Below are 25,505 nucleotides of genomic sequence, written 5' to 3' on the forward strand. Positions count from 1 at the left end.
GGTCAGGACGCGGGAGACGGCGCGGGCCAGGTCGGCGGCGACGAGGGCGGGGGCGACGGCGTGCAGCCTGAGCAGGGTGCGGGCGGGTGGGGTCATCGTGGCGTTCCTCGGCGGGTCGGGGGGGTCACAGGGTCAGGACGAAGGGGGCCGGCTCGTCCTGCGGGGCGGTGGCCCGGCCGGGCCCGTCCCTGCCGAGCAGCAGGTTCAGGGAGACCGGCGGCCGGTCGCGGGTGACCACGGCGGCCACGGCGGCCGGCAGCGCGCCGCACGCCTCGAGGGGTTCCGTACGGCCGAACCAGGCGTCCGACGGGCCGTGGCCGAGGATGCCGCGCAGCGACACCGTGCCGCCGGGGCCGAACGCCAGGTCGACGTCCTTCGCCCCCCGCGCCAGTCCGAGGCCGGTCGCCTTGACCGAGGCCTCCAGCAGGGTCCACGCCGGGAAAAACGTCTCCGGGTCGGCGGTGACGGGCAGGGCGGGGTAGATGGTGGCGAGCGCGTCCATGGCGGCGGGCACCGGCCGCAGGCGTTCGATGTCCACGCCGATCGGACCGGTGTCGGCGGCGGCGAGCAGCAGCAGCCGTTCGGAGCGGGACCAGTTGATGTGCAGCTGCGGATGGTCCGGCAGGAACGGTTTGCCGTCGGGGGTGTGGGCGACGCGCAGCTCCGCCGGGGAGACGGCGAGCCGTTCCCCGAGGAGCTGGCGCACCACCAGCCGGGCCCGCAGGAAGCGGCGGGTGGTGGAGGCGCAGGTGAACTCCGCCGCGCGCCTGTCCTCCTCGGGTGTCGCACGGGCCGTGCCGCCCTGACCCGTGCGGTGTGCCGGTGACCACGCGTGCTCGTCCAGATCCACCAGCCAGGCGTCCATGTGTTCTCCTCCTTCCGGTGCGGCAGGGGCCGGCGCCCCTACACACTGAAGACCTGGGTGGCGTTGAGCGCGGGATCTCCGGGCCGTACGCGCAGCTCGCCCCGGTCCGGGAACATGACCACGGCCGCGACGGTCCGCTCGGCGCGGATGTCGCCCCGGTCCGGGACGCGGACGGGCGGCTCGGACAGCAGCCCGAAGTGCGCCTCGGCGTCCGCGCCCGGGGGCAGTCCGGCGAGCCCTTCGGTGGCGGCCTTCAGCCTGCGGACGGAGGAGTTGCGGGCGAAGACGTTGACCTCGTCGCGCGCGGTGAAGTCGGGGTGCAGGAAGTGGTTGGTGTGGACGGTCTCCGGCCCCTCCACGACCCGGAGTTCGCCGTCGAGGGCCTCCACGTACAGGGCGTGGTCGCGGTCGCACAGGACGAAGGTGCGGGAGCTGGCCAGCGGCAGCCCGCGCAGGATCGCCAGGGCCTCCTCGACGCCGCCCGCCGAGTCCAGCAGGTGCCGGATGGCGAGGTACGGCGGCAGGCCGGGGTGCCAGTCGCCGCCGAGCACCAGGTTGAGGCCGATCGCGAGGCCGTCGCTGTTGAGGCCGAGGTAGCCGAGGAGCCCGCCGAAGCTAAGGACGAGCGAGCGCCGGCCCGGCCGGTCGGACCGCCGCACGTCCAGCACGCTCAGGTAGTCGTCCAGGTCGCCGTTGAGGTCGACGGTCTGGGCGAGGACCGGGCCGCCCGCGCCGGTGCGGGCGTACGTCGTGCAGTCGCCCGCGGTGGGCACCTTGCGGTAGCCCATGATCTCCCGGCGCAGTTGCAGCAGCCACGCCTCGTCCGCGCTCACCCCGGCCCCGGCGGCGAGGCCCGCGACCTCGTCGGCCAGGGCGGGGACCGCCGCCGTGACCGCCGCCCGGTAGGCGGCGATCGACGGCAGCAGCTCCGTCCGGGAGACCGGCTCCGGCATGACCTTGTTCAGCCGGCAGAGCGAGTCGTCCAGGAAGGCGCGCAGGGGACCGGCGAGGGCCTCACCGTGGGCGCGTCCCACGGCGAACGGGTCGCCCGACGCGCGGATGAGGGGTATCTCCCCGTGGCCGGTCATCCGGCGGCGCTCAGCACGGCGTCGTCGGTGTCGGCCGGCCGTTCCCAGGGGGCGACCTTCGGCTTCGTGGCCAGCTCCCACTCCACCCGGGGCCACTCGGCGCGCAGCACGCTGTAGAAGACGGCGTCGCGGCGCCGGCCGCCCGGCATGTAGTTGAAGCTGCGCAGGGTGCCCTCCTCGACGGCGCCGATGTTGCGCAGCCCGCGCCGGGCCTGGATGTTGAGGACGTCGGTCTTGAACTCGACGCGCTCCGCCTCCAGGACCTCGAAGGCGTGGCGCAGCAGCAGGTACTTCGCCCAGCGGTTGATGCCCTTGCCGCGGAAGTCGCGGCCGAGCCAGGACCAGCCGATCTCCAGGCGCCGGTCGGCCTCGGCCATGTTGCCGAAGCTCATGCTGCCCGCGACCCGGCCGGAGGCCTTGTCCACGATGACGTGGACGGCGCGGCGGCCGGCCGCGTGGTCGGCGAGGCAGGTGTCGAAGAAGGCGGTGTAGTCGGCCTCGTCGGTGACCGCGGAGACGAAGTAGCGCCAGATCTCGGGGTCCATGGCGACGGCGCGCACGGCCTCGCGGTCGGTCTCGGCGACCGGTCGCAGCAGGACGTGCTCGTTCTCCATGACCGCGGCGGCGTCGCGGGACCAGGACATGTCAGACCGCCTTTGCGTCGGTGTGCCGGGCGAGGGACTCGACGACGTCGCGCAGGGTGTGCATGGCGGCGAGGTCGTGCTCGGTGAAGTGGGCGAGGTCGACGTCGGTCGCCTCGCACACCTCGGTGAGGAAGAGGACCTTGTTGAGCGAGGTCAGGCTGTAGGAGCCGGCCATGTCCGCGTCGAGGTCGATCTCCGCCGGGGGGATCTCCGGGTCCAGCAGGACGGAGAGGGCCTCGCGGGCCGCGTTCTCGATGCCGGTGCCGAGGTCCGTGCCGAGGACGGTGTCAGGGTGCATGAATGCCTGCCTTGGGGTCGTGGAGGCTGGTCCGGTACGCGGCCAGGATCCGGGGTCGTTTCGGCTTGTACTGCGAGGTGAGCAGGTCGTTGTCGATGCTGAACGGCTCATCGGCGATGACGACCCGGCTGATCCGCTCGTCCCGGCCGAACGCCGCGTTGGTCAGGGCGAGCTGGGCGCGGACGGCGTCCGGGTCGGCGGGCAGCGCCGCCGGCGAGACGACCGCGACCAGGTCCGTCTGGGTGGGGCAGAACAGGACGCACTCGGCGACGGCCGGGCTGGCCCGCATGTGCTCCTCGATCGGCCGGACGACGACCTTCTTGCCGTTGTCCAGGACGATGACGTCGTCGGCCCGGCCCCGGATGAACAGGAAGCCGTCCTCGTCGATGTGGCCGAGGTCGCCGGTGCGCACCGTGCCGTCCGGGCCGAAGACGCGTTCGGAGGCGCCGGGTTCGGCGAAGGCGTACCCGTAGCCGACGGGGTGCTCGCTGCGCACGCTGACCACCCCGTCCGCGTCGAGCAGGACCTCCTTGCCCGGCAGGACGCGCCCCACGCTGCCCTCGCGGCTGGCGCCCGGGTGGTTCTTGGCGACGATGCACGTCTCGTTGAGGCCGTAGCCCTCGTAGATGGGCAGTCCGGCGTCCGTGAAGAACCGGAGCATCGCCGCGTCGGCCGGTGCGGAGCCGGTCCACAGGTAGCGGACGCGGTCGCCGAACAGCCGGCGGGCGGCCTCCTGCGGGGTCAGCGTGCCGCCGGAGCGCCGCACCCGGGACTCGACCTGGCGCCGGGCCGTCTCGTAGAAGGCCGGGACGCCCATCACCACGGTCGGCCGGACCCGGCGCATCGCCGCGAAGGCCGCCTCGTAGGTGCTGATCGTGACGTCGTGCCCGTGGGCGAGCGCCGAGTAGACCCAGTAGCGCTGCTGGAGCAGGGACAGCGGCAGGAAGACGAACAGGTCGTCGCCCGGGGCGTGGCCGAACATCTCCTGGACGGCCGCGAGGGAGCTGTCGATGCTGCCGGCGGTGGCGCCGAGCCCCTTGGGGGTGCCGGTGCTGCCGGAGGTGAACTTGATGGTGGTCACCTCGCGCGGTCCCCAGGTCACCGGCGCGGGGGCCGGCGGACCGGCCGCCTCCGCGTCCGGCTCGGACAGGGCGCGCACCTCGCTCATCGGTACGGCCCCGGGGGCGTCGGCGGCCCGGTCCGTGAAGAGGAGGGTCAGTCCGTAGCGGCCGGTCAGGTCGTCGGCCGGGTCGAACTTGCCGGGCTCGAACCCGGCGGTCTGCGCCTTCAGCCGGAGCGCCGCCAGGTCCAGGAGCACCCACTCCAGGCTGTTCGCGGCCAGGATGCCGATGCGGTCGCCGGGGCCGACGCCCCGTTCCCGCAGCCGTCCGGCGAGCCGCCCGGCCCGTTCGTACAGCTCCGGGAGGCCGAGGGTCTCCGTGCCGTCCAGCCGGGCGAAGGAGATCCGGCCGCCCGCCGGCGCGGTGTTGACGACGCGGTCGAGCACCGAGGGGGCGGTCATCGCGTCGCCCCTTCCCGCTCGTCCAGCTCGGCGGCGAGCGCGTGGACGCAGTCCATCTCGGCGAACGCGTCGAGCGGGATGCCGACCCCGAACTGCTTGCGGACGGCGGTCAGGATGCGGGCGGCGGCGATGGAGTCCCCGCCCAGCGCGCCGAGCCGGTCGTGGACGCCGACCTCCTTGCCGCGCAGCACGGTGGTCCAGATCTCGACCAGGGCCTTCTCGGTGGGGGTGGACGGCGCGCCGCCGCTGCGGGCGCGCGGGACGGGGGCCGCCGCCTCGACGGCCGCCGCGGCGAGCCGGCCCCGGTCCACCTTGCCGTTCCGGGTCAGCGGCAGCTCGTCGTGCCAGACGACGGCCCCGGGCACCATGTAGTCCGGCAGGTCGCGGCGGAGCGCGTCGCGCAGCGCGTTCTCGGTGGGGCGGTCCGTGCCGTCCTCCGGGACCAGGTGGGCCACCAGGCGGGCGCCCTGGGCCCCCTCCTGTCCGGCGACCACGGCCTTGGCGACGCCGGGGACGGCGACCAGTCGCGTCTCGACCTCGCCGGCCTCGATGCGGTAGCCGTTGACCTTGATCTGGAAGTCGCTGCGGCCCATGATCGCGATGTTTCCGTCGGGCAGCATCCGGCCCAGGTCCCCGGTGCGGTAGAGGCGTTCGCCGCGCACGGGGTCGTGGAAGAAGCGCTCGGCGGTGCGTTCCGGGTCGTCCCAGTAGCCGCGTGCCAGGCCGGTGCCGGCCGCGCAGATCTCGCCGGTGACCCAGTCCGGGGCGTCCAGGCCGTCCCGGTCCAGGACGTAGGCCCGGTTGTTGGCGTTCGGGCGGCCGTACGGGATGGACTCGCTGCCGTCCTCGTCCGGCCCGACCGGGTGCAGGATGTTCCAGACGGTCGTCTCGGTCGGGCCGCCCAGGGAGACCACGTCGAGGCCGGGCTTGAGGGTGCGCAGCGCGGCCGGGAGGGCCGGCGGGATGCGGTCGCCGCTCATCATCACCAGGCGCAGCGCGGGCGGAACGACCCCGTCCGCGACGGCCTGGTCGTGCATCAGGTTGACGATGGCGGGGACCGAGTTCCACACCGTGACGCCCGCGTCCGCGCACAGGTCGAGCCAGTGCGCCGGGTCCACGGCCCGGTCCCGGTCGGGCATGACCAGGGCCGCGCCCGCCGACAGGGCGCCGAAGACGTCCCACACGGACAGGTCGAAGTTGAAGGCGCTGATCGCGAAGAACCGGTCGGCGGGGCTGATGCCGAAGCGCTCGTGGCAGTCCGCGACGACGTTGGCGACGTTGCGGTGGCTGACCATGACGCCCTTGGGCGCGCCGGTGGTGCCGGAGGTGTAGAGGACGTAGGCGAGGTCGTCCGGGTCGGAGCCGGGCAGCCGCTCGGGCACCTCGGGCGCGGCGGCGGACGGGCCGCCCGTGCCGCCGTCGGCGAGGTCGAGGCGCATGACCTCGCGCCCGCCGCCGCCCGGCCCGTCGGCGTTGGTGAGGACCCGGCGCACCCGGCCGTCGCGCAGCATGTACTCCTGCCGGTCGGCCGGCAGGGCGGCGTCCACGGGCAGGTAGGCGGCCCCGGCCAGCACGGTGGCGAGGATGCCGACGATCTGCTCGGGGCCCCGGTGCATCACCAGTCCGACCAGTTCGTCCCGGCCGACGCCGCCCTCGCGCAGCCACCGCGCGGCGGCCGCCGCCCGGTGCAGGAGTTCGCCGTAGCGGACCTCCCCGCCGGAGGTGAGGATCGCGGGCGCGTCCGGGGCGCTCCGGGCCCGTTCGACGAACGCGTCGCCGAGCATGACCGGGGGCAGCGGCACCCGGGTGTCGTTGGCGGCGCGGCGCCGCTCGGTCTGGTCCGGGGGCAGCAGGCCGAAGGAGGTGCGCTGCCAGGCGGCCGGGTCCGTCAGGGTCTCCAGCAGGGTCTGGTAGCCGTACGCGAAGGCGTCCAGCAGCCCTTCCGGGAACAGTTCGTCGATGCCGTCGAGCTGGACGACGAGGCCGCCGTGCTGCTCCATGGCGAAGGCGTTCAGCCAGACCTGCGGGGTCTGGGAGACGGTGAAGACCTCCGGGCCGAACAGTTCCAGGGCCGAGCCGTCGGCGTCGCCGTGGCCGAGGGCGCTGTTGAAGGTGAACGGCATCCGGGCGCCCGCCACGCCGCCCCGGCGCCGGGCGAGTTCCTGCATGACCTGGCCGCCGGAGAAGTGCCGGTGGTCCAGGTCCTTGCGGAGCCGGGTCTGCAGGGCGCGGGCCCGCTCCAGGAAGGGCAGGGAGCGGTCCACCTCCGCCTCCACCAGCAGGGTGTCCGAGAACTGGCCGATGGCCTCGAACGCGCGGGGGTGCAGGGGCGGGCGGTTGGCGACCGTGGTGTTGACGGTGAAGCGCTCGCCCGCGCCCCAGGTGGCCAGGGTCTCCGCGTAGGCGGCGAGCAGCACCGCGGACGGCGTCAGCCCGGCGTCGGCGGCCCGCTGTCCGAGCGCCGTCCACGCCTCCCGGTCCAGGCGCACCTGCCGCTGGGTGAACCGGGTCTCGGTCAGCGCCGAGGGGCTGGTGCGCAGGGGCAGGTCGGGGTGCGGGGCGAGGTCGTCGACGCGGGCGAGCCAGTAGTCGCGGGAGCGGCGGGCCGGGGCGCGGTCGCGGCCGGCCTCCAGGGCCCGGACGTAGTCCTCGTACAGCAGCTCCTCCGGGGCCGGGGTGCCGGAGTCGGTGCCCTCGTACGCGCGCCACCAGGCGCGGAAGAACAGGAACATGCTGATCCCGTCCATGACCAGCCCGTCGTGGCCGACGTGCAGGACCATGCGGTCGTCGGCGAGGCGGGTGACCTCGACGGCGAGCAGCGGGGCGCGGTCGGCGGGCAGTATCCGGTGCGAGCGCTCCGCGCGGAGTTCCGCGCGGATGCGGTCCTGTTCGCCGGGGCTCTCGGCGCGCAGGTCGAGGACGGGGATCGGGAGCCGGGTGCCCGCCGCTCCGGTGACCTGGCGGTCGTCGGTGCAGAAGCGGGAGCGCAGGGCGCTGTGGGCGTCGATGACGGTCGCGAGCGCCGTCTCCAGCCGGTCCACGTCCCAGCAGCCCTCGATCTCGTGGTAGACGTGGCTGGCCACGTCGCCGATCTCGAAGATGCCGCTGCGGCCCAGCAGATAGGCGCGCTGGAGGGTGGTGAGGGGGAAGCCCGGTCCGTTCCTCTCCTCCTCCACGAGGTGGGCGACCAGTTCCTCCTTCACCTCCTTGATGCGGGCGATGAAGTCGGGTTCCATGCTCTGCCGGCCGCCGCGCAGCCGCAGGTCGGTGCCGGCGAGTTCGACGAAGAGGCCGCGGCCCTCGATCTCGCGCAGGACGTCGTGGAGGCTCATCGCCGCTCCCCTCCGGTCAGTTCGGTGACGGCGGCGTCCTCGGCGCGCTCCTCGACGAGGGCGGCGAGCGCGGTGAGGTCCGGGGCGTCCAGCAGTTCTTCGAGGGTGACGTCGACGTCGAGGGCGTCGAGGATCTGGTACTGGAGGGTGACGGCCTGGAGCGAGCCGGTGCCGAGGGCGGTCAGGCTCCGGCCGGCGACGGCCTGGTCGTCGGGCAGGCTCAGCAGGGTCCGTACGAGTCCGCCGAGCCAGTCCAGCAGGCGCGGGGCCGGGGCCTCGGCGGAGGCGGGGGCCGGGGTGCCGGTGCGGACGAAGAAGACGGCCTCGGCGAGGTGGATGTCGCTGCCCGGGGCGACGAGATCGACCGTGCGCGGCCAGTCGGCGGGCTCGGGCATGGAGAGCGCGGCGGCCAGCCGGCCGGCGAACCGGGGCATGATCGGCGCGGCGACCCGGGCGAGCAGCCGGGCGGCGGCGAGTTCGAGGGCGGTGGCGGTGCGCGCCTCGCTCTCCCAGCCGGGCGTCTCGGCGAGCAGGCCCTCCTTGCGGGAGAAGCGCACGGTGTCCTCGACGATGCCGTCGAGTTCGGCGGCGGCCTCGTTGAGCGAGAAGCCCTCGGAGCCGAGGCTGGCGGAGACGGCGTCGAGCCGGTTGCCGAGGCGGCCGAGGAAGGCGGAGTGCTCGGGCGTCCAGGTCCCGGCGTCGGGGGCGGTGCCGCCGTAGTGCTTGGTGATCCGGGTGCCCAGGTCGTTCAGCCAGTTCTGCCAGGTGCCGATGAGGGTGTTCTCCAGGGTCGCCTCGTACGCGGCGCGCTGGAAGTTGGTGCGCTCCGCCTCGGGGCGGGTGCGGGAGAGGAAGTAGCGGACGGCGTCCACCGTGTCCGGGCCGAGGATCTCCTTGCCCCAGATGGCGTGGCGGCGGCTGGTGGAGAACTTCTGGCCCTCCAGCAGGTAGAACTCGTTGACGTGGTAGTCGATGTCCGGCTTCCACCCGGGGAACGCCAGCTCGTACAGGGTCGGGTAGAGGATGGCGTGGTAGAAGCTGTTGTCGTAGCCGAAGAAGTGGACGACCTTCCAGTCCTGCTCCGGTGCGGCGGCCTGCCAGCTCTCGCCGAGGCGGGCGCCCAGTGCCTGGATGCCGTAGAGGAAGCCGTAGGACATCTCGGGCCACACCCAGATGACCTGTCCGTCGACGTCCCGCTCGGCCGGGGGGACGCCCCAGGCGGAGGGGTGGCTGACCGGGATGTCGAGGCTCGGCCGGCTGAACAGGCGGTCGGTGAGTTCGCGCAGCCGGGCCGGGACGCGGCCGAGGCGGTGGTGGGCGTCGAGCGTGGCGCGGAACTCGTGCAGCGGCAGCGACCAGCGCGAGATCCTGCCGGTGCGCGGCGCGGCCGGGGAGTCGGCGGAGACCGGGTCCGTCAGGTCGGTGACGACGTTGGGCTCGCCGCACTGCTCGCAGATGTTGCCGCCGGCGCCCGAACCGCAGCCGGGGCAGCCGCCCTTGACGTCCACCTCGTACAGGTAGCGGCCGGTCTCCGCGTCGAACAGGGCGTCCGCCTCGGTGACCGTGACCCGGCCGGAGGAGACCACCCGGGAGAAGAAGTCCTGGAGGCCGGTGCGGTACTCGGGGGCGGTGTCGGTGACGGTGTACTGGTCGAGCGGGATGTCCATCAGTTCCAGCGTCCTGGCGATCTCGGCGCTGTAGTGGGCGGCGGCCTCGGCAGGCTCCACCCCGTCCGCGGCCGCCGCGGCGACCACGTAGCTCTGGTAGTCGTCGCTGCCGGTCAGGTGCCAGGCCCTGGTGCCGTTCATCCGCTGGTGGCGTACGAAGACGTCGGCGCCCAGGTACGGCCCGGACAGGTGGCCCAGGTGGAGGTCGCCGTTGGGGGTGGGCGGCGTGGAGAAGACGAAGACGGGCCGGTCGCCGAAGCTCTTGCGCTCGGGGTTCAGCGCCGAGGTCAGCGCCCGCCCGGCGTCCCGCCAGTACTGGGTGAAGAAGACCAGGTCGGTGTCGCCGGTGTTCTCCAGGACGTGGGACTCGAACGGTTCGAAGAGGACGACCGTGCCGGGGGCGGCGGGGTGGCGCCGGCCGTCGACGACGAGTTCGCCGCTGCCGCGCACGATCACGAAGAACTCGGTCTCGTCGTGCTGGTGGCTGTCGGAGGCGGCACCGGGCGCGACCCGGCCCCAGCCGGCGCCGACGCCCAGGCCGGGCACGTCGCTCATGTCGATGCCGAATGCCTCGCTGAGCACGTTGTCGTCGTACGTGTTGATGATCACGAGTGGTCGTCCTTCCGGGGCGACGGGGAAAGGAGCAGCTGGGCGGTCTCCGCCGCGATGGCGGGGGCCAGCCGGTAGCCGGAGCCGCTGGCGCCGCCCGCGAACACCACCCGGCCGTCGGCCGTGAGCGGGTGGACGAGCGGTTCGAGGCCGGGCCCGTACGCGTCGCAGAAGACGCGCCCGGAGACGCAGTGCGCGGCCAGCTGGGGGGCGTAGCGGTCCAGGACGGCCAGGGCGGCGTCCCGGTCGGCGGACGTCAGGCTCACCGGGACGGTGTCCGGGTCGACGTCCCATTCCTGGCAGGTGTAGCTGAACAGCCAGTGCCCGCGGTCGTGGTACGGCAGCAGGAAGGCGTCCTCGTCCTGGAAGACCACCGCCCGGTCGTCCGCGCGGGGCGGGATCTCGATGTGCAGGGCGACGATCTTCTTCACCCGGACCCCGAGCGGGGCCACGAGGTCCTTCCAGGCGGGGGCGGCGAGCCAGGGCCCGGGGGCGAGGACCACCCGGCCGGCGTTCAGCACGGCGCCCGTGCCCAGGGCGATGTCCACGGACCCGGTGCCGGGGGTGACCGCGGTGACCTCGACCCCTTCCCGGATCTCCGCGGTGCGGCGCAGGTCGCGGGCGAGGAGCTGGGTGAGGGCGTGGACGTCCGCGTACTGGCAGCCGTCGCCCTCCCAGGCCGCGGTGCCCTCGGGGAGCACGGCGATCTTGCCGGCCACCTCGGGCACGGGCCGCAGCCGGGCCTGCGGCAGGTAGACCGTACGCAGCCGCTCCCCGGCGGACGCGGGCGCCACCACCGTCATGTCCAGGGCGTGCACGGGCAGTTCGGGGCGGGCCGCCTTGAGCGCGGCGTAGTGCTCCTGGCTGTGGGCGGCCATCGCGCGGACCCGCTGCGAGGCGCCGCGCGGGAAGTGCAGTCCGGCCGAGCGCCGGGTGGCGCCGCCGGCGACGGCGTCCCGTTCCAGGACCACCAGGCGGGTGTGCGGGGCGCGGGCGAGGATCTCCCCGGCGACGGTGAGACCGATCACCCCGCCCCCGACGACGGCGACGTCGCAGGCCGGCGCGGTCATCGGGCGGTCCAGGCGGCGTTGGTGGCGGGCGACTTGGCGGACCACTCGATGAAGGAGGCCAGCTGCTCGTCGCTGCGCACCCCGCACAGCCGGTCCGCGATGCGCAGGCTGCGCCAGGCGTTGAGGCTGAGGTTGGGGTCGGCGAGGCCGCGCTGTCCGCGCGCCGCGTTCTGGACGAAGATGTTGCGGTCGGCCGGGCCGTCCCAGCGGACCGCGAAGTCCTCGTCGATGCGCAGTTCGTCGCCGTCGCGCTCCAGCCGGTCGGCGAGGGGGGCGAGGAAGTCCATCCGGGCGGGCCGGAAGCCGGTGGCCCAGACGATGACGTCGGCGTCGAAGTGTTCGGCGGGTGCGCCGGGCGCGTCGTTGTGGTGGACGGTCAGGTCCCAGCCGCCGAGCGGGTTCTCCGCGACGCCGACGACGTCCCGGTTGGGGTGCAGTCCGACGAGGTCGCGGTCGCCCTCCACGAAGCGGTGGACGTAGACGGCCTGGTAGACGTCGCGCAGGGTGGACTCGGAGATGCCGTCGCTGCTGAGGACGTGCTGGGCGTTGAAGGTGGCGCGGGCCTGCGGGTCCAGACCGTAGAAGTAGTCCGAGTGGGAGGGCATGTAGTAGTCGTTGGTGAACGGCGAGTCGTCGATCGGGAAGTAGTTGCGGCGGCGCGAGATCCAGGAGACGCGGCGCGGGCGCTCCTGGCCGGACCGGGAGATCAGGTCGAGGAACGCCTCGGCGCCGGACTGCCCGCCGCCGACCACGACGACCCGCTTGCCGCCCAGGTCGCGGGCGGCGGCGACGTAGTCGTTGACGTGGAACTGGGTGGGGCCCGGGGTGCCCTGCGGCGGTATCCAGGGCTGGTTGCCGACGCCGACGACGATGTTGTCGGCGGTGAGCGTGCGGCGGTCGGTGCGCAGGGTGAAGACCTCGTCGAAGCCGACCTCGCGCACCGTCTCGCCGAAGACGACGTTCGGGTTGCGCCGGGAGGCCCAGGCCAGGTAGTTGCGGAACTCCAGCCGCGGTACGTCGGCGAACTGGGCGTTCAGGAAGTGGTAGACCCGGCCCTGGTCGTGCAGGTAGGACAGGAACGAGAACGGGCTCTGCGGGTCGGCGAGGCTGACCAGGTCCTTGAACATGGAGACCTGGAGGGTGGCGCCCGGTATCTGCTGGTTGTCGTGCCAGCCGAACGCCTCTTTGCGGTCGATGAAGAGGTTGTCGACGTCGGGGCGGCCGTGGAGCAGGGAGGCCAGGCTGAGGTTCGCGGGCCCCACTCCGATGCCGACGCAGCGGTAGTGGCCGGTCCCGGAACGGGCGTGATCGGTACTCATGCGGTGCTCTCCTTCGGGGCGTGCCGGCGGCTGACCGGCCGAGACGTGCTGATGAATGAGGGCGGTACACATGCGGTGGGTGGTGTCACGGCGGTTCATGCCTGCGCGGAGGTCGGCTCCCGGTTCGCGTCCGGCGCCGGTGTCGGAGCCCCGGCGGGCGGGGGTGGTCCGGGCCGGCGTACGGCGATGAGCCCGAGGACGGTCGCGAGGAGCGAGCCCAGGGCGACGACGGGCCAGACGAGGCCGTCGAGGCGGAGGAACAGCCAGCTGCCGGCCATCGGGCCGACGGCGGTGCCGAGGCCGAACATGAACTGGAAGCTGCCGATGTAGCGGGACCGCAGCCGGGCGGGTCCGGCGTTGGCGGGGTAGGCGAAGACCGCGGGGCCGCCGATGATCTCGCCGATGGACCAGATGAGCGTCCCGGCGACCACGGCCGCGGGGCCGATGGGCAGTCCGTAGAAGGCGACTCCGGCGCCGACGAGGGCGAAGCCCAGGCCGATCGTCACCTTCAGCGGCCACTCCTGCGAGAGCTTGGTGAGCAGCAGCTCGAAGGCGATGACGATGAACCCGTTGAGGGAGACGGCGAAGGTGTACCAGAAGAGCGCCAGCCCCTCGTCCTTCATGTACAGCGGCAGCGTGGACAGGTACTGCATGTACACGGCCGCGTGGCAGAAGGCGGCGACCAGGTAGAGCAGGTAGCGGCGGTCCCGGATCACCGCCGCGTACCCGGCCGGCGCCTCGTCCGGGTCCGGCGCGGTCCCGGCCGGGGCGGGTTTCACCCGGGCGGGCAGGGTCCACCGGGCGAAGGCCGCGTAGACCAGGGCGATGGCGGCCTCGCCCCAGAACAGCAGGGTGTAGCCGTGGCCGCCCGCGTTGTAGAGGGCGAAGCCGACCAGCGGTGCGGCGGTCGCGCCCACGTTGAGGCCGAACCGGTACATCGCGAAGATCATGACCTGGCGGTTCTCGGCGGTCAGTTCGGCCAGCAGGGTCGCGGAGGCGGGCCGGAAGAGCTGGGCGCCGAGGCTCACCAGGGCGATCGCGGCGAGCAGGGTCGGGAAGTCGGGTACGTAGAGCAGGGCGGCCGTCAGGACGCTGGTGCTGCCCATCGAGACGACGGTGGCGTTGCGGACGCCCATCCGGTCCGCCAGGGTGCCGCCGATGAGCGAGCCGACGACGGCCCCCGCCCCGTAGACGCCCAGGGCCAGGACGGTGTCGCCGCCCGAGTAGCCGCGGGCGGTCAGGAACAGGACGAGGAAGACCTGGAGGAAGCCGCTGAGGCGGTTGACCAGGACCCCGGCCAGGACCGTCTTCACCGGGAGCGGCGCCTCGCGGAAGGTGCCCCAGACGGTGGCGGGCCCGGCCTCGTCGCCGGGGCCGGGGCCCGTGCGGGCGGCCCCGGCGTCGGTGTCAGCCATGCCCGTCCACCGCCCCGACGGTCAGTTTCACCGCGGCGCGGACCCGGCTCTCCAGGGCGTCCAGTTCCCCGGGGGTGGGGGCGTCGATGAGGAAGCTGACCGCCCGGTCGTCGGAGCTGGCCAGCGGCGCCAGCCGGGCGCCCTTGGGCTTGAGCACCAGCACGGCGCGCAGGGCGGCCGGCGCGTCGGCGGCGCCCGGGAGGATCTCCGGCCAGATCCCGCCCTCGCCGACCCAGACGGGGCTGATCCCCGGCCAGTCGACGGTGACGTCCTCCAGGACGCCGGGGGTGTGGTCGAGGTAGACCTGGCGGGCGAAGCGGCGCGGCCGCGGGTAGTCGACGCGCTCGCCCAGCGCGATCCGGACGATCTCCGGCTCCAGGGGGCTGCCGGTGGCCAGGTGGTAGAGCGCGAGCAGCCCGTCGCCGGGCGTCCGGGCGGCGACCTCCATCAGATACGCCCGCCCGTCGGTGCCCGTGCGCCACTCGGCGTGGGCGATGCCGTCGCGGAAGCCGAGCGTCCGCAGCAGCCGCCGGTTGGCGTCGAGCACGACGTCGTCCACGCCGGGGCGGGCGTTGGGGACGGAGTGCGACAGCTCCACGAAGGTGCGGGCGCCGGACTCGGTGGTCTCCTTGCCGGTGACCGAGGCGAAGACGATCTCACCGTCCTGCACCAGGCTCTCCACGGAGTACTCGCGGCCCTCGGCCTTCTGCTCGACGAGCAGCGTCTCGTACGCGGGATAGCCGGGCAGCGCGGCCCGCAGCGCCGCCGCGTCCGCCACCGTCACCACGCCCGAGCTGGAGTGCCGGGTCGCCGGCTTGACGACCACCGGGTACGGCAGCCCGTCCAGGGCGGCCTCCTCGCGCTCCCCGGGTGCGACAACCAGGGACGCCGGACTGAACTCGTCGGCGTACCAGCGCTGGAGGTACTTGCTGCGGCAGGCGCGGGTGGCCCGCAGTCCGGGGCCGCGCAGCCCGAGCACGTCGCCGAGCAGGCCGGTCGGCTCGACCAGCGTCTCGCCGACCGCGTACGCGCCGACGATCCGGTACGCGCGCCGCCAGTCGCGGGCGCGGGCGACGAAGCTCGGCAGGAACGAGCCCTCCTGGTCCAGGGAGCCGTCCACGAAGGCGATGTCGTCGAGCAGGGACGCCGGGTGCTCCGGGTCCTTGCGGGCGGCCTCCGCGACGTCGCGGTAGCCCGTGGGCGTGATGAGCAGGATCTTCAGGCCGCGCGCGGCGAGTTCGGTCAGGTAGCGGGGGTTGCGGCACACGACCCAGAAGGCGCCGGTGAGGACGAAGGCCGCGGGCGCGGCCTCGGTTCCGGCCTGGGCGGTGGCTCCGGGTTCGGTCGCGATCGTCATGCGTCGGCTCCTCGGAAGGCGCGGGCGGAAGCGGGAAAGGTGGGGGAGAACGTGCTGACCAGGCCGTGCTCGTCCAGGAAGGCCAGCCAGTGGGCGGCCTCCCCGGCGGAGGCGGCGCGGTTCAGGCCGGGGGGCAGGGCGCCGGCCAGGAGGCGGGTGACGCCGTGGGCGAGCGGCAGCGACACGGTCCGCGCCATGGCGCTCTCCGTCGCGTCACCGGTCAGGTCCATCAGGTACGAGCCCTGCCAGTGCGCGCCGTCCGGGCCGCGCAGGCCCAGGGCGACGGAGAGCACGACGCGGTCGCGGTCGGCCTCGGTGGTCGGATGGCGCGCGGCCAGTTCCGCGGCGAGGGCCCGCATCCGTTCCTGGTCCCCGGTGCGGACCACGTCGAAGACCGGCGCCCAGGCGGCGTGCCAGCCGGCGTTGCGCAGGGTGCCCCGCACGAAGGTGTGCAGCCGCCAGCCCTCCGGGATGCCGTACTGGGCGACGAAGGGCAGGCTGTCGCGGTTCGGGTAGACCTCGAAGTCCTCGTCGCCCAGGTAGTGGGCGGCGGTGGCCTCCCAGGGCCGGGCGGTGGTCCTCTCGACGCCCTGCGCGATGTGCCGGGCGGGCGAGCCCAGGGCCGCGAGCACGCCGTAGGGCGCCCAGGAGAAGCGGTAGCGGAAGTCGTTGGGCACGGCGGGTATGCCGCCGCAGTACGAGGTGAAGACGACGGACTCCGCGGTGTCCCCGACCGCCTCGCGGGCCCGCGCCACCAGCCGGTGGGCCATCAGGTGGTCGATGCCCGGGTCGAGTCCGGCCTCGGTCAGCACCACGAGCCCGGCCGCGGCGGCCCGCTCCGCGAGCCCGGCGATCTCGTCGGAGACGTAGCTGGTGCAGGCGAAGTGGGCGCGGCGGGCGACGGCGAGGCCCAGCAGCCGGGGGTGCTCGGTGGCGGGCAGCATGGACACGAGCACGTCCCCGGCGCCCACCGCGGCCTCCAGGGCCCCGTCGGCCAGGGCGCGGGGTTCGGCGCGGCCGGTCAGGCCCAGTGCGGCGAGCCGGTCGGCGGCGCGCTCGGCGGTGCGGTCCCACAGCAGGACCCGATCGGCCCGCGCGCACAGCAGCCCGAGGCCGCTGCGGCCGGTGGAGAGCCCGGTGCCCACCCAGTGGACGGTGCCGCTGGTGGGGGCCGGGGCGGCGGGTAACGGCGCGGTGGGCTCCGGGGAGGGGGATATCGGCTCAGTGGGCATCGGCGTGCTCCTTGCCGTCGTGGTCGTGGTCCGGGTGGCCGGCGTCCGCCCCGGTGGCGGCGACGGCGGTGTCGAAGGCGGCCAGACAGCGCGCCCAGACCGGGTCGGTCACGTCCCGGTCCGCGCCGTCGAGCTCCGCGAGCAGCGGCCACAGCTCCGCCGAGAAGGCGCGGCCGGCCTCGGCCGGGAGCAGCGAGGGCAGGTTGTCGATGGCGATGAGGTCGGCGGGGTGGTCCCCGTCGCGCAGCCGGCGCACCGGCCGGTCCCAGTCGGTGAGTTCGGTGTAGACGGGCAGGGCGTTGCAGGCCGAGGTGACATCGCAGGTGACGTCCGCGATCACGGCCGGGTGCCGGGGCCCGTCCAGGTCCGCGGGGGTCAGGAAGGGCGGCGCGGGCCGGTGCATCAGGACGGTGTTGACGAGGATGTCGTGGCCGAGCAGGGCGGCCCGGTCCAGCTCGGCCGTCTCCGCCACGTCCCACCGGGTGGGCTCGATGCCCGCCCTGGCCAGGGCGTCGCAGGCGCCGCGCCCGCTGCGGCCGAGGGCGCCGATGACCAGCGCGCGGTCGTCAGCGCCGTCCCCGGCGGCCGACTCCTCCAGCCGGGCGTTCAGCGCGTCCAGGCCGGTCGGGGTCAGCGGGGTGCGCAGCCGCCCGCGCCGGTGCAGGACGGCCAGGGCGGCGCCGGTGTAGCCCGCCCAGTAGCCGAAGGCGGCCAGCCGGCGGCCGGTGTCGTCGGTCAGGTACTCCAGATCGAGGAGTGCGCCGCCGCCCGCCGTGAACCGGCCGAGCAGTTCACCGGCCCCGGTCTGGCCCTTGTAGGCGTGCCCGAAGTAGATATGACGGCGCGTCAGTTTGACCGGGTCGTCGGGGAGTTCCTTCAGGCCGAGGATGTAGGCGCTGCCGGGCGCCCCGGTCCAGCTCCCCTCCGGGGCGGTCCGGCAGCCGGCGGCGGCGTAGTCGGCGAGCGGGAAGACGCGGTGCGCGGACTCCTCCACGGTGATCTCGGCGCCCCGGGCCACGAGGCGCGCGGCGTCCTCGGGGGCGAGGGGGGCGCGGCGCTCGCTCGGCCGGCATTCGGCCCGCATCCAGAGGTGCGGATTCTTCGACATCTTTCTCGATTCTCCCTCATGGGGAAACTGCCGTTTTTATGGCAGTAAATTCAACGGAAAAGGGCAGGAGGTGGCCCGGGACGTGCTCCTCGCGGCGGTGCGGGCGGGCTACGCCGTCACAACGGCTGTCCCGCCGGCCGTCACGGCAGCCGCGTCACAGCACCGGGATACGGGCGTTGGGCAGTGGCCGGTAGGTCAGGTCGGCCGGGCGTTCCGGGTGGTGGCCGCGGTCCAGCAGCGTCCCGACGACGGCCGTGGCGATCGCGACCGCCAGTTCCTCGCCGGGACAGCGGTGGGCGCCGGCGCCGAAGGTGAAGACGACCGGGTCCTCGCGGCCGGGCCGGAAGGCGTGCGGCTCCGGGTTGACCGCCCGGTCCCGGTTGGCGGCGGCGAGCAGCACGAGCACCTGCTCGCCCGGCGCCACCTCGGCGGTGCCGTGGCGGAAGGGTTCGGCGGCGAAGCGGCGGGTGTTCTGGACGGGCGCGTCGTGCCGGACGACCTCCCGGACGAACGCCTCCAGCGCCTCCGCGGTCTTCGGGGTCTCCTCCCTGGTCAGGGCCAGCAGCGTGTTCCCGATGAGCCCCGCCGTGGCGTCGTACGTCTGGGACAGGAACCCGACCGCGTTGGCCAGCAACGGGGCGGTCCCGGTCCAGGAGTCCTCCCGGGCGGCCCGGACCAGCGCGGCGAGCAGCCCGTTCCCGGCGGCGTCCGGGTCCTCGACGCCGGGGCCGAGCAGTTCGCGGAGCCGGGCCGCCGCGAGCGCCGCGGTCCGCTGCTGCTCCGGCGTGGCCAGGGCCGGGATGCACTGGACGAACTCACCGGTGAGCCGGGCGGCCTCCGCCGATCCGTCGGCGTCCAGGCCGCACAGGGCCGCCACGACGCGGGCGGGGACGGCGAACATCAGCTCCTCGAAGGGGACGTCGCCGCCCTCCGCGAGCACCGCGCGGGTCTGCCCGGCGGCGAGCCGTGCGGCGTGCGCGGGGTCCACCTCGCCGAGGGCCTTGACCACCACGCCCTTCAACCGCCGCTGGAGGCCGCCGTCGGTCATGCGCACCAGGTCCCCGAAGACCTCGCCGGCGGCGGTGCCGGTGATCCCGGCGGGCACCGGCTCGGCGGCCGGGCGGACCCGCAGGGCGCGGGAGTCCAGCACGGCGCGCACCGCCGCCGCGTCCGCCGCGACCCAGGCGTTCAGTCCGGGGTCGAAGGCGAAGGGGCGCTCGGCGACCAGCACCGCGTAGCCGGGGTAGGGGTCGGCCAGCCTGACCGCTTCGAGGGGGGTGGGCACCTGGGGTTCTCCTTGCTGGATGTCCGGCGTCGCGGTGGCCCCGGGGGTGCGGGGCGGTGGGATCACCGAGGGCAGAATGCGTCAGAGGTAGCGGGCGGGGAGGGCGGCACGCCGGGCGTCGAGCGTGCCCGCGATCGTCAGCCGCATGACCTCCGACGTCCCCTCGTAGATCCGCAGGGCGCGGATCTGCCGGTAGAGGCGCTGGGTGACGCCGTCCCCGGCCACCCCGGCCGCGCCGAGGAGCTGGACGGCGGAGTCGATCACCCGCTGGGCCTCCTCGGTGGCGTACAGCTTGGCGATGCCGGAGTGCCGGGCGAAGCGCCTGCTGCCGCGGTCGGCCTCCCAGCCGGCCCGCGCCACCAGGAGCGCGGCGGCGTTGAGGCGTACGTCCATGTCGGCCAGGGCCGCCTTGGTGAGCTGGAGGTCGATCAGCTTCTGGGTGCCGATCCGGCGGGTGCGGGCGTGGGCCAGCGCGGTGTCGGCGGCGCGGCGGGCGAAGCCGAGGGCGGCGGCGCCGACCGTCATCCGGGCCCGCTCCAGCAGGTCCATGGCGATGACGAAGCCCTTGCCCGGCCTGCCCAGGACCGCGTCGGCGGGCAGTCGGCAGTGGTCGAAGGCGAGAGGGGCGAAGGCGCGCGGGGCGATCGCGTCCAGCCGTTCGCCGGCCCGGAGCCCCTCGGTGGCGGCCGGGACGAGGAAGGCGGTGAGCCCGAGCGGGCCGGGGCCCTCGCCGGTGCGGGCGACGACGACGTACAGGTCCGCGATGCCGGCGTGCGCGATCCACGCCTTCTCGCCGTGCAGGACGTAGCCGCCGTTCTCGTCGCGCTCGGCCCGCAGGGCGATCGAGGCGAGGTCCGAACCGGCCTCGGGTTCGGAGACCGCGAAGGCGCCGATGAGCGTGCCCCGCGCCATGCCGGGCAGGTAGCGCTCCTTCTGCTCCTGGCTGCCGTACCGGATGACCGGCGTGGCGGCGAGGGTCTGGATGGAGAACGCGAAGTCGGCCAGGTCCTCGGCGTAGGCGAGCGCCTCGCGCGTCAGGCAGACGCTCCGCAGGTCGCCGTCCCCCTCGCCGGCGCCGGCGGCCGGGTCGAGGAAGGCGAGCCGGCCCTCGTCGCCGAGCAGCCGCACCAGGCGCCGCCCGGCCTTCTCCGGGTCCTCCCGGTGGACGTCCTTCCACTGGGGGGCGCGGGCGTCGCACCAGGTGCCGACGGTGTCCGCGAGACGGCGGTGGCGGTCTTCGTAGAAGGGGAGGGCGAGGATGTCCGGGTCGTAGGCGCTGGTGAGTTCCACGGGGCTTCTCCGTTGGGGAGGCGTCAGATGAGGAGGCCGGCGTCGCCGTCGGCGGGGGCGGCGGCCTGCGCGGCGAGGACCCGGCCGACCAGCTGGTGTTCGACGAAGTACGCGAAGGAGGCGTAGCCGCGCCAGACGCGGCGCCACTCGCGCTGGACGGCCTCCTCGCCGGAGTCGCGGCGGACGCCGTCGAGGAAGGCGACGATGATGTCGGCCGACTGGCGGGCGTGCCCGGCGGAGAAGTTGTCGATGGACAGGTGCGCCTGCTCGTAGCTCACGTCGAGGTTGTGGCGGCGCAGCTTCTGTATCTCGTGCAGGCGCATCGCGCCGAGCCCGAACATCTCGATGCCCAGGTTGTAGCCGAGGATCTCGTTGTAGAGGGAGTCGGGGAACAGCGACAGGCACATCTGGTGGACGGAGAAGCCGTAGAGCCCGTCCGGCAGGTCGCCCTGGTCCAGGAAGGCGTCCTGGCGGATGTGCGGCAGGTGGATGTCCATGCTGGCCAGCACCTGGTGGATGAGGGTGATGTGATTCTTGTCGAGGTCGCCGCGGCCCATCTCGTCGGCGTAGATGGAGAAGAGCATGTGGTCGCTCTGCCGGTGGTTGCGGCCGAGGTTGCCGATGCGCTGGGCCCAGGTGCCGTCGATCAGGCTGCCGAGGGCGAAGGTGGTCTGGCCGAAGATCACCGTCTCGCGGTCGGGGATCTCGGTGAGCGGCCGGTACGGGTCGACCAGCTTGTCCCAGTAGATGGCGTCGACCCGTGCCATCAGGGCCTCGGGGGTGTAGTCGAAGTAGGCGGCGTCGGTGAGGGTGCCGCCGGAGCCGTGCGTGAACAGCAGTTCCGCGTCGGCGAGTCCGGCCTCGGCGCGGGCCCGCGCGGTCGCCAGGATGTGCGGGAACCGCTCGTAGTTGACGACGCGGTGGAACAGCTGCCGGTCGTCCAGGTCCGCGGGCGCCTCGGTGAGCAGCGTGTCGTCCGGGTCGGCGGCGCACAGGGCGGCGGTCCAGGCGGCGGCCCGGTCGTCGCCCGCGGTGTTCGGCCGGAAGTCGAGGTCCGCCGGTTCGCCGGCCGCGACGGCCTCGGCCCAGCGGGTGAAGACGCCCGCCTCGTGCTCGTCGAAGATGCCGAACATCGGGCCGCCGAACTTGATGGACCGCAGGAACCGGCACACCCCCTCGCGGGCGGGCCTGAGCTGCCGGGCCTCGCGGAATTGGGCGACGAAGGCCGCCACGTCCAGGTTCTCGTCGTCCAGCCAGTCCGACAGTTTCCGGTCGCCGAGCCGCACCCCGCGGTGCTGGCGGCCGGCGTACGGGGCGTGCCGGGCGACGATCCGTCCGACCTGGGCGTCCAGGGAGAGGCCGTCGTGCCAGTCGGCCAGTTCGCGCAGGAGGGCGGCGTGCTCCCGCTCCAGGCGCAGCACCAGGGCGACGGCGCCGGCCAGCCGCCGGCGGTCCCGTTCGCCGGTGGGCGAGCCGGCGGTCAGCGCGAGGTATTCGGCGAGGACGGCGCGGGCGTCCTCCTCGGCCGGGAAGGCGGTGTCGGTGCCCAGCAGCAGGTCGTCGGCGCCGAGCGCGGTCATCGCGTAGTACACGCCCACCACTTCGGGCAGGAAGGACGCGGGCAGCCGGGAGAGCGCGAGGTGGAAGGAGGCGTGCAGCACGGTCAGCGGGCGCGCCTCGGTCTCCTTGAGGAAGTCGACGGTCTCGATCGCGGGCAGGTGGACGTCGAGTCCGGCGAGGGCGCGGCGCCGCCGGGCGAGCAGTCCGCGCTCCGGCGTGCCCTCGCCCTGGAGCCGGAAGTAGTGCCCGAAGAGGCTGTTGACGACGATCGCGGGCTGGGTGGCGGTCTGCGAGACGCTCTCCAGCCAGCAGCCGGCGAGCAGTGTCAGGGGGGCGCGCTGGCGCAGGGCGAGCCGGTAGGTGTGCGGGTCGCGTGCGCGCACCGCGGTGAGCAGCGGTGCCAGTTCGTCGCGGGTGCGCCGGACGCGGTCGGCGAGGGCGTCGGCGTCGGTGCCGGGGTCGGCCTCGCCGGTGGGCAGGAAGGCGTGCAGGACCCGGCGGGCGACGAGCAGGGTGGTCTCGCTCTCCTGGTCGCCGAGGAGTTGCCGGAACAGGCCGGCCGCTCCGGCGTCGAGGACGCCGTCGGCCTCCTTCGCGGCGTCCGGGCTGAACCGGAAGCCGTCGCGGGGCAGGGAGGTGGTGGCGTCGGGCAGGGTGAATCCGGGGTGCGCGGTCATCGGGACTCCGTGGTTTCGTCGCTCTCGGGCGGGGCGGCGGGCGGCTTGCGCAGGAGTACGCCGACGCGTACGCCCGGCACGCTCGACGCGAGGAGGTAGTGGCCGCCGTCGCGCAGCTGCCCCGCCCCGGCGCGGTCCACGAGGTTGATCAGGGGGTCGGCCGCGAAGCAGTGCCCGACGCGGGGGATGTTGTCGAGGTAGAGCTGCGCGGCCGTGAACCCGGCCTGGCGCTCCTTCAGTACGACGACCGGTTTGAAGAGGTTGGGGTGGAGCACCCCGTCCAGGTCTCCCGGGGTCAGTCCGAGCGGTGTCAGCGTACGGTCGTTGACCACCCGGGCCAGGTCCGAGCTGATCTCGTGGGACCAGTCGAGGGAGGGCGGGTCCTGGGCGGCGGCCCCGCCGAGGATCTCGTACCGGTCGTCGCCGTGCGGCCGGTCGCTCACCAGGCAGGCGGCGGAGCCGTCGCTGAACAGGGCGAAGTTCTCCATGCGTTCCGCCTCGTCGGTGACCCGGTCGGTGGTGACGACCAGGACCGTGCGGTACTGCCCGGCGGCCACCATGGCCTGGGCCGTGCGGATGCCGGTGAGGAGGTTGGTGCAGCGGTTCAGGGTGATGCCGGTGAAGGCGGCGTCCCCGAGGCCGAGGCCGGTCATGACGGTCCGGACGAAGCCGCCGTGGGTGTGCGGGCCGCCGGGGAACCGGGTCGAGCACAGGACGAGGGCGTCGACCTGTTCGGGTCCGGTCCCGGCGGCGGCGAGCGTGGCCCGGCCGCTCCGCACGGCCAGCGTCTCCAGGTCCTCGGCGGTGCGGTGGACGGTGCCCCAGCCCCACAGCGCGGCCTTGGGCGGCATGCGCAGTTCCTGGGCGCGGGCGGTCAGGTTCGCGATCGACGTGTGGTCGGCCGGGTGCTCGCCGAGGACGTAGCGGGGGGCGGAGAGATGGACGGGTAAGGCGTTCATGGTGCGGGATCACCTCCTGACCGGCCGGCCGGGCCGGTGGTCATGGTCGCGTTGGCGTCGGGGTAGGGCAGGGCGTCGGCCCCGAAGCCGAAGGTCCCGTGGGCGCGGATCTCCCCGGCGGCGCGGGCGACCGCGCCGAGCGCCGCCCGGGCCATCGCCGAGCCGACGCTGACGCGCCGCACGCCGAGCGCGCCCAGGTCCGCCAGGGACAGCGGGAGGGCGGGCGAGCCCATCAGGACGTTGACCGGTCGTCCGACGGCCGCGCACACCGCGCGGACCGCGTCGGCGTCCGGGAGGCCCGGCGCGTACAGGACGTCGGCGCCCGCCTCCTCGTACGCCCGCAGCCGGCGGATGGTGTCGGGCAGGTCGGCGCGGCCCTGGAAGAAGTTCTCGGCGCGGGCGGTCACGGTGAAGGGGAAGTCGAGTGCGCGGGCGGCGGCGACGGCCGCGGCCACGCGTTCCACCGCCTCCTCCAGGGGGCGTACGGGGTCGTCCGCCCGGCCCGTGGAGTCCTCGACCGAGCCGCCGACGAGGCCGGCCCCGGCGGCGAGCCGGATGGTCTCGGCGACGTCCTCGGGCTTGTCGCCGAAGCCGCTCTCCAGGTCGGCGGAGACCGGCAGATGGGTCGCCGCGACGATCTGCGCGGCGTTGGCGAGGACCGCCTGCCGGTCCACCCGGTTCGCGCCGTCCGGCAGGCCCAGCGCGTAGGCCAGTCCGGCGCCGGTGGTGGCGAGCGCGGCGAAGCCGAGTCCGGTCAGCAGCCGGGTGGTTCCGGCGTCCCACGGGTTGGGGACGACGAAGGGCTCGGGGCCCTCGTGGAGCCTGCGGAAGGCCAGGCCGCGGGCCCGCTGGTCGGCGGCGCTCAAGGGATTCTCGAGTCGGACTGAAGGAGGGACGGGCAGAGTCATGGCAGAAGTTCCTCAGGGACGCTCGGGCGTGTCCGGCGGATCAGGCCCTCGGTACGGACGGGTCGGGCAGGTCAGATGAGTTCGACGTGCCAGCCGCCAGGCTGCCCGACAGCGGGCGCTTCGGGCAGGAGCGACCTGAGGATGTCGGTGACGGATCGGGAGCTGCCATCGAAGTAGAAGTGACCGCCGGCCAGCCGGTGCCGGGCCGGTGGCCTCGGGCATTCCCGGTCCCAGGCCCGCAGCGCGGCCTCGTCGACGTGCGGGTCGTCCGTGCCGTTGATCAGCGTCACCGGTACGGGCAGCGGCCCGGCCGGCCGGTAGGCGTACTCGGCGACCATGCGGAAGTCGGCGCGCAGGTGGGGCAGGAGGAGTTCCTGCAGGGACTCGTCGGCCACGACCTCGGGCGGGAGCCCGCCGAAGAAGCCGACGGCCTCGGTGAACTCCCGGCCCTCCAGCCGGGCGGTCTCCACGACGCGCCGGGTGGGCAGCAGCGCGGGGGCCGAGCAGCCGGAGGCGACCAGATGGCGGAAGTGGGGCAGCGGGCCGAGGCGGCGTGCGACCTCGAAGGCCAGCACCGCGCCGAAGCTGTGCCCGAAGAGGAGGAAGGGCCGGTCGGTGGTGGCGGCGATCTCCCGCGCCACGGCGTCGGCGAGTGCGGCGACGTCGGTGAGGGCGGGCTCCCGGTAGCGGTGACCGCGTCCCGGCGGGCAGAACCCGGCGATCTCGGCCACGTCGTCGAGGTCCGGCTGCCAGCCGAGGAAGGAGCGCGGGTTGCCGCCCGCGTGCGGGAAGCAGTAGACCCGGGCGGCGGGTTCCGGGCCGGTGGCCGGCCGGTCGGTCGTGAACCAGGGCGAGGAACTCACAGGACCGACCGCCCCGGTGAAGTGGGGTTCGGGGCCGGGGAGTTCCAGCCGACGTCGGACAGGTTCCAGCCGACGTCGGCCAGGACGCTCACCTCACCGGCCGCGCGGTGGGTGGTGTCCGGTCCGGCCAGGGGCACCGCGAACGCGGCGGCGGCCAGCGTGGTCGTGAGGACGGCGGTGACTAAACGAGCGGTGGAGCGGTTCGCGCTGAGTACGGAAAGGTTTGCCAACATGGCGTCAGGCCTCCCAAAGCGTCGGGGATGTGAGCCCCGGAGCCGTTCAGCAAGGTGATGGGTGACCGCTGTGATCATCCTCGACCACTCTCACGTGCGCCTCGGTCTAGTCTCAAGTTCCGAGATGGCTCAGAGTCCCGCAGTGCGGAAAGCCGAGGGATCTATAAGCCGCACAGAGGTAGATATCGGTCGGTCGAGCCGGTG

At 74.1% G+C, this 25,505-nt stretch carries 20 protein-coding genes; all 20 read right to left on the reverse strand.

From position 1 onward, the window contains the following. Positions 1-124 precede the first annotated feature (124 nt). Entirely contained in the window at positions 125-865 is a 741-nt protein-coding gene (locus tag MHW47_RS04375) for a 4'-phosphopantetheinyl transferase superfamily protein (RefSeq protein WP_239221278.1), read from the reverse strand. 38 nt (positions 866-903) lie between these two features. Further along, positions 904-1,953, reverse strand: a complete 1,050-nt coding sequence (locus MHW47_RS04380; protein ID WP_239221279.1) for a C45 family peptidase — start codon at positions 1,951-1,953, stop codon at positions 904-906. Beyond that, a complete protein-coding gene (locus MHW47_RS04385; protein ID WP_239221280.1) occupies positions 1,950-2,597 on the reverse strand; it encodes a GNAT family N-acetyltransferase in 648 nt (215 codons plus the stop codon). Before MHW47_RS04385 ends, MHW47_RS04380 begins: the two co-directional genes overlap by 4 nt. Position 2,598: 1 nt before the next feature. Beyond that, complete coding sequence (locus MHW47_RS04390; RefSeq protein ID WP_239221281.1) at positions 2,599-2,895, reverse strand: acyl carrier protein; 297 nt, start codon at positions 2,893-2,895, stop codon at positions 2,599-2,601. Continuing rightward, a complete protein-coding gene (locus MHW47_RS04395) occupies positions 2,885-4,417 on the reverse strand; it encodes an AMP-binding protein (protein WP_239221282.1) in 1,533 nt (510 codons plus the stop codon). Before MHW47_RS04395 ends, MHW47_RS04390 begins: the two co-directional genes overlap by 11 nt. Further along, positions 4,414-7,749, reverse strand: coding sequence for an amino acid adenylation domain-containing protein (locus MHW47_RS04410; protein ID WP_275448846.1), 3,336 nt, complete (start codon positions 7,747-7,749; stop codon positions 4,414-4,416). The genes MHW47_RS04395 and MHW47_RS04410 overlap by 4 nt, the downstream gene beginning before the upstream one ends. Beyond that, the gene (locus tag MHW47_RS04415) at positions 7,746-10,025 is read right to left on the reverse strand and encodes a class I tRNA ligase family protein (RefSeq protein WP_239221283.1); all 2,280 of its coding nucleotides are present in this window, start codon (positions 10,023-10,025) and stop codon (positions 7,746-7,748) included. Before MHW47_RS04415 ends, MHW47_RS04410 begins: the two co-directional genes overlap by 4 nt. Then, on the reverse strand, positions 10,022-11,095 hold the full coding sequence (locus MHW47_RS04420; protein WP_239221284.1) for an FAD-binding oxidoreductase: 1,074 nt from the start codon (positions 11,093-11,095) through the stop codon (positions 10,022-10,024). Before MHW47_RS04420 ends, MHW47_RS04415 begins: the two co-directional genes overlap by 4 nt. Continuing rightward, entirely contained in the window at positions 11,092-12,414 is a 1,323-nt protein-coding gene (locus MHW47_RS04425) for a lysine N(6)-hydroxylase/L-ornithine N(5)-oxygenase family protein (RefSeq protein WP_239221285.1), read from the reverse strand. The genes MHW47_RS04420 and MHW47_RS04425 overlap by 4 nt, the downstream gene beginning before the upstream one ends. Before the next feature lie 95 nt (positions 12,415-12,509). After that, positions 12,510-13,829, reverse strand: coding sequence for an MFS transporter (locus MHW47_RS04430; protein ID WP_239221286.1), 1,320 nt, complete (start codon positions 13,827-13,829; stop codon positions 12,510-12,512). Next, positions 13,822-15,186: an acetyl-CoA carboxylase biotin carboxylase subunit family protein gene (locus MHW47_RS04435; protein ID WP_239221287.1), complete on the reverse strand. Its 1,365-nt coding sequence runs from the start codon at positions 15,184-15,186 to the stop codon at positions 13,822-13,824. The genes MHW47_RS04430 and MHW47_RS04435 overlap by 8 nt, the downstream gene beginning before the upstream one ends. Next, entirely contained in the window at positions 15,183-16,418 is a 1,236-nt protein-coding gene (locus MHW47_RS04440; RefSeq protein WP_239221288.1) for a saccharopine dehydrogenase C-terminal domain-containing protein, read from the reverse strand. The genes MHW47_RS04435 and MHW47_RS04440 overlap by 4 nt, the downstream gene beginning before the upstream one ends. Next, positions 16,408-17,526 carry a saccharopine dehydrogenase gene (locus MHW47_RS04445; RefSeq protein ID WP_239221289.1) on the reverse strand — a complete coding sequence of 373 codons (1,119 nt, stop codon included), beginning with the start codon at positions 17,524-17,526 and terminating at the stop codon, positions 16,408-16,410. Before MHW47_RS04445 ends, MHW47_RS04440 begins: the two co-directional genes overlap by 11 nt. A 154-nt stretch (positions 17,527-17,680) precedes the next feature. Then, positions 17,681-18,811, reverse strand: a complete 1,131-nt coding sequence (locus MHW47_RS04450; protein WP_239221290.1) for a cytochrome P450 — start codon at positions 18,809-18,811, stop codon at positions 17,681-17,683. Between the two features lie 81 nt (positions 18,812-18,892). Next, on the reverse strand, positions 18,893-20,101 hold the full coding sequence (locus MHW47_RS04455) for an acyl-CoA dehydrogenase family protein (RefSeq protein ID WP_239221291.1): 1,209 nt from the start codon (positions 20,099-20,101) through the stop codon (positions 18,893-18,895). A gap of 23 nt (positions 20,102-20,124) precedes the next feature. After that, the gene (locus MHW47_RS04460) at positions 20,125-22,338 is read right to left on the reverse strand and encodes an iron-containing redox enzyme family protein (protein ID WP_239221292.1); all 2,214 of its coding nucleotides are present in this window, start codon (positions 22,336-22,338) and stop codon (positions 20,125-20,127) included. After that, positions 22,335-23,297, reverse strand: coding sequence for a 3-oxoacyl-ACP synthase (locus MHW47_RS04465; RefSeq protein ID WP_239221293.1), 963 nt, complete (start codon positions 23,295-23,297; stop codon positions 22,335-22,337). The genes MHW47_RS04460 and MHW47_RS04465 overlap by 4 nt, the downstream gene beginning before the upstream one ends. Then, a complete protein-coding gene (locus tag MHW47_RS04470) occupies positions 23,294-24,163 on the reverse strand; it encodes an isocitrate lyase/phosphoenolpyruvate mutase family protein (protein WP_239221294.1) in 870 nt (289 codons plus the stop codon). Before MHW47_RS04470 ends, MHW47_RS04465 begins: the two co-directional genes overlap by 4 nt. Before the next feature lie 113 nt (positions 24,164-24,276). Then, entirely contained in the window at positions 24,277-25,068 is a 792-nt protein-coding gene (locus MHW47_RS04475) for a thioesterase II family protein (RefSeq protein WP_239221295.1), read from the reverse strand. Continuing rightward, on the reverse strand, positions 25,065-25,301 hold the full coding sequence (locus tag MHW47_RS04480) for a hypothetical protein (RefSeq protein ID WP_239221296.1): 237 nt from the start codon (positions 25,299-25,301) through the stop codon (positions 25,065-25,067). Before MHW47_RS04480 ends, MHW47_RS04475 begins: the two co-directional genes overlap by 4 nt. Positions 25,302-25,505: the final 204 nt, after the last annotated feature.

This window comes from Streptomyces sp. OfavH-34-F (assembly GCF_022347745.1).
GTDB lineage: Bacteria > Actinomycetota > Actinomycetes > Streptomycetales > Streptomycetaceae > Streptomyces.

Excerpts from the sequence above, each read along its gene's own strand:
- MHW47_RS04410 (WP_275448846.1), bottom strand. The coding sequence starts at position 7,749 with ATGAGCCTCCACGACGTCCTGCGCGAGATCGAGGGCCGCGGCCTCTTC.
- MHW47_RS04480 (WP_239221296.1), bottom strand. The coding sequence starts at position 25,301 with ATGTTGGCAAACCTTTCCGTACTCAGCGCGAACCGCTCCACCGCTCGT.
- MHW47_RS04385 (WP_239221280.1), bottom strand. The coding sequence starts at position 2,597 with ATGTCCTGGTCCCGCGACGCCGCCGCGGTCATGGAGAACGAGCACGTC.
- MHW47_RS04465 (WP_239221293.1), bottom strand. The coding sequence starts at position 23,297 with ATGAACGCCTTACCCGTCCATCTCTCCGCCCCCCGCTACGTCCTCGGC.
- MHW47_RS04420 (WP_239221284.1), bottom strand. The coding sequence starts at position 11,095 with ATGACCGCGCCGGCCTGCGACGTCGCCGTCGTCGGGGGCGGGGTGATC.
- MHW47_RS04435 (WP_239221287.1), bottom strand. The coding sequence starts at position 15,186 with ATGACGATCGCGACCGAACCCGGAGCCACCGCCCAGGCCGGAACCGAG.
- MHW47_RS04380 (WP_239221279.1), bottom strand. The coding sequence starts at position 1,953 with ATGACCGGCCACGGGGAGATACCCCTCATCCGCGCGTCGGGCGACCCG.
- MHW47_RS04460 (WP_239221292.1), bottom strand. The coding sequence starts at position 22,338 with ATGACCGCGCACCCCGGATTCACCCTGCCCGACGCCACCACCTCCCTG.
- MHW47_RS04440 (WP_239221288.1), bottom strand. The coding sequence starts at position 16,418 with ATGCCCACTGAGCCGATATCCCCCTCCCCGGAGCCCACCGCGCCGTTA.
- MHW47_RS04395 (WP_239221282.1), bottom strand. The coding sequence starts at position 4,417 with ATGACCGCCCCCTCGGTGCTCGACCGCGTCGTCAACACCGCGCCGGCG.
- MHW47_RS04390 (WP_239221281.1), bottom strand. The coding sequence starts at position 2,895 with ATGCACCCTGACACCGTCCTCGGCACGGACCTCGGCACCGGCATCGAG.
- MHW47_RS04375 (WP_239221278.1), bottom strand. The coding sequence starts at position 865 with ATGGACGCCTGGCTGGTGGATCTGGACGAGCACGCGTGGTCACCGGCA.
- MHW47_RS04430 (WP_239221286.1), bottom strand. The coding sequence starts at position 13,829 with ATGGCTGACACCGACGCCGGGGCCGCCCGCACGGGCCCCGGCCCCGGC.
- MHW47_RS04425 (WP_239221285.1), bottom strand. The coding sequence starts at position 12,414 with ATGAGTACCGATCACGCCCGTTCCGGGACCGGCCACTACCGCTGCGTC.
- MHW47_RS04445 (WP_239221289.1), bottom strand. The coding sequence starts at position 17,526 with ATGTCGAAGAATCCGCACCTCTGGATGCGGGCCGAATGCCGGCCGAGC.